The sequence below is a fragment of the Marinobacter sp. genome (assembly GCF_033722195.1).
Lineage (GTDB): Bacteria > Pseudomonadota > Gammaproteobacteria > Pseudomonadales > Oleiphilaceae > Marinobacter.
In genome coordinates this window covers 1-3,236 of record NZ_JAWVZL010000172.1, presented here as the reverse complement: position 1 = coordinate 3,236, position 3,236 = coordinate 1, and the positions used below count along the sequence as shown (strand labels likewise).

The 3,236-nt window shown below is 67.2% G+C and carries 3 protein-coding genes; all 3 read right to left on the bottom strand.

Features of this window, described 5'->3' with window-relative positions; genetic code table 11:
• Window positions 1-542: type II secretion system F family protein (locus R3280_RS16375; protein ID WP_318999678.1), on the bottom strand; the 542-nt coding region annotated here is incomplete at its 3' end.
• A gap of 2 nt (window positions 543-544) precedes the next feature.
• Window positions 545-2,329 (bottom strand): GspE/PulE family protein, encoded by a 1,785-nt coding sequence (locus tag R3280_RS16370; protein WP_318999677.1) that lies wholly within the window; start codon window positions 2,327-2,329, stop codon window positions 545-547.
• Window positions 2,330-2,344: 15 nt separating this feature from the next.
• A partial coding sequence (locus R3280_RS16365) for a tetratricopeptide repeat protein (protein ID WP_318999676.1) occupies window positions 2,345-3,236 on the bottom strand: 892 nt, incomplete at its 5' end.

Here is a 3,236-nt window from a genome sequence, read left to right as displayed (position 1 = left end):
GCCACCACCACAAAGGTGGGGTAGCGCAGGGCCTGCTTGACCCGGCGCTTGGTGTCCCGCTCCAGTTCCAGGATGTCCGCCAGCCGCTTGAAGGCATCGTCCAGCTGGCCGGTGTTCTCACCCACGTGGATCATGGCAATGAACAGCTCGGAGAACACTTTCGGATGCGCCTGCATGGCGGTGGCCATGGTGACACCGCCCTCGAGCCGGTCGGTGATGTCATCCAGCACCTCGGCCATGACCGGTGACCGGGATGTCTCCGCCAGGCCCCGCATGGTGCGGATGAGCGGAATGCCGGCCCGGGTCAGGGCGTACATCTGGCGGCAGAACACCAGCAGTTCGTCCAGGGTGATACGGCGACGAAACAGTGGCAATGCCGACAGGTTCAGACTGGCGGCCGTCGATTGCGGCTTGCGCTGGATCTGCAGCGGCGTGATGCCCCGGCGCATCAGCTCCATGGCGGCGGCATCGGCACTGGCCGCCTCGATGGCGCCCTGCTGCTGGCTGCCCCTGTCGTCCTTACCCCGGTAGCTGAATTCCATGGTCAGTCACCCTTCCCGCGCAAGCCGGGCTCATCGGGCATTTCCAGGACCGTGGGCGGGGCCTGGTCCGCCGGCTCTTCCCAGCCGGACATGGCGGTGACCCGGGCCACTTCCTGGATGGAGGTGATGCCCTGGATGGCGTAGTCCATGGCGGCGTGGCCCAGGGGCCGGTAAAGTTCGCTGCGCTGGGCGGCCTTGCTGAAGGCCGACACATCCCGGCGCCGCAGGGCATCCAGCATGGTCTCGTCCAGCACCAGCATCTCGTAGACACCGATCCGGCCCTTGTAGCCGGTGTTGCTGCACTGGTAGCAGCCCCGGCCCTTGACGAAGCCGGCAGCGACATCCAGCGGATCCAGATGGAAGGCGTCCAGCCAGACCTGCTCCTGCTCGGTGGGCTCGTAGGGCGCCGTGCAGTTGTCACAGTTGCGCCGGATCAGGCGCTGGGCCACCACGCCCAGCAGTGAGCTGGCCACCAGGAAGGGCTCGGCGCCCATGTCGATCAGCCGCATGGCACTGCTGATGGCGTCGTTGGTGTGCAGGGTCGACAGCACCAGGTGACCGGTCATGGCCGCCCGCAGGCCGATCTCCACGGTCTCGCGGTCCCGCATCTCACCCACCAGCATCACATCCGGGTCCTGGCGCAGGCCGGCCCGCAGCACGGTGGCAAACTCCAGGCCGATCTTGGGGTTGACCTGCACCTGGGTGATGCGTGGCAGCCGGTATTCCACCGGGTCCTCGGCGGTGATGATCTTGACCTCCGGCCGGTTGAGTTCCGACAACGCACCGTACAGGGTGGTGGTCTTACCGCTACCGGTGGGACCGGTCACCAGGATCATGCCGTGAGGGGTGTGGATCAGCTTGCGGAAACGCTCCAGGATGGCCGGTGGCATACCGGTGCCGGACAGATCCAGGGTGCCCTCGGACTGGTCCAGCAGGCGCATGACCACGGACTCACCGAACTGCACCGGCATGGTGGACACCCGCACGTCGATACTGCGGCCCTTGACCCGGACGTTGAAACGGCCGTCCTGGGGCAGGCGTTTCTCGGAGATGTTGAGGCCGGCCATGAGTTTCAGGCGCAGCACCAGGGCGGAATTGACCCGCTTCTCCTTCATGACCTGTTCCTGCAGCACGCCGTCCACCCGCTGGCGGATGCGCACCACGTTCTCGTCCGGCTCGATGTGGATATCGGAACTGCGGGCCTGGACGGCGTCCTCGAACAGGGTCTGCAGCAGCTTGACCACCGGCGCCTCGGCGGCCTCGGATTCGGCACTGAGATCCGCCAGGTCAAAGGCGTCGTCACCCAGCTCGTCTTCCAGCTCTTCCGCCAGCGAGGCGATCTCGTCGGTGCGGCGGTAGACCAGGTCCAGGGTGTTGAGCAGTTCGCTCTCCCGCACCACCGCCTGCTTCACCGGCTGCTTGAGGACCCGCACCAGCTCGTCGTAGGCGAAGATGTCCATGGGGTCGGCCATGCCCACCAGCAGCTCGCCGTTCTGCTCCGCCAGCACGATACTGCGGAAGCGCCGGGCCAGGGCCTCCGGCAGGCGCTTGACCAGCTCGTTGTTGAACTGGAAATGGCGCAACTGCACGAACGGGATGTCGAGCTGACGGGACAGGAAGTTAAGAAGGTTGTCCTCCTCCACATAGCCCAGGTCGATCAGTGTGCGCCCCAGCTTGCGGCCGGTGTTCTTCTGCTCACGCAGGGCCGTCATCAGCTGCTCTTCGGTGATGACCTCGTTCTGCACCAGCAGATCGCCGATACGGACTTTTTTCTTTGGCTCGGTCATGGGTTTATCCGTCATTCAGCCAGCCCCCAGCGCGCGCAGCCGTTGGCGGCAGAAGTCCGCCAGGGTGGGTGACAGGTCCGACAGGGCCAGCGCCTGGCGGTAGGCCCGCAGGGCACCTCCGGTCTGCTGGTCCGCCTCCAGGGCACTGGCCAGGCCCACCCACCAGGCGGCCTGGCTGTCGTTGTAGGCCACCAGCTCGGCCCAGCGCCCCACGGCATCATTATGGCGGCCTTCCTGCTGCAACAGGGCCGCCAGTGTCACCAGGTACTCCGGGTTCTGCGACACCGGCGGCACCGATTCCTCCAGCGCGGCCAGGGCCTGGTCGGCGTTGCCCAGGGCCAGATGGGCGCGGGCTTTCAGCAGGCGCAGCTCCGGATGATTGGCGGTGACCGATTCCGGCAGCAGCGCCAGGGCCCGGGCGGGCTCATTGGCGATGATCAGGTGCCGCGCCAGGCGGGCACGGCTGAGGGGCGCCGGCTGGCTGGCCAGCACCGCAGCCAGCCGGTCCTCGGCCTCCGCCAGCCGGCCCCGGCTCAGCAGGCGCTTGAGCTCGGCGTCGGTGCGCCGGTCGACCAGTTCCGGGGTTTCCCGCTGCTGTTTGATGGCGGCCAGCTCGGCTTGCGTGGGGGCGGGGTCGGTCTTGGCCGTATCGGTCTCGCTGGGGGCGTCATTGCTCGACGCCGGCACGGATTCGGCCGTTGCCGGCGCCGGGGTTTGTGATTCCGTCACTGCCGCTGTGCTGGCGGTTGCGGGCGAAGCGGCAACCGGCTCGACAGATGATGGCTCAACAGACTCGCCACTGACAGCGGCATCGGTCTCGGCCGACTCGGCCCGGGTCTCGGCAATCACGGTTTCCGGCTCGGGCGGGGCAACCAGCTCGGGCTCGGCTTCTGCCGTCGTGGATTCG

What these genes read in the sequence shown, in the direction of transcription:
- R3280_RS16370 (WP_318999677.1), bottom strand. Translation starts at nt 2,329, where the DNA reads ATGACCGAGCCAAAGAAAAAAGTCCGTATCGGCGATCTGCTGGTGCAG.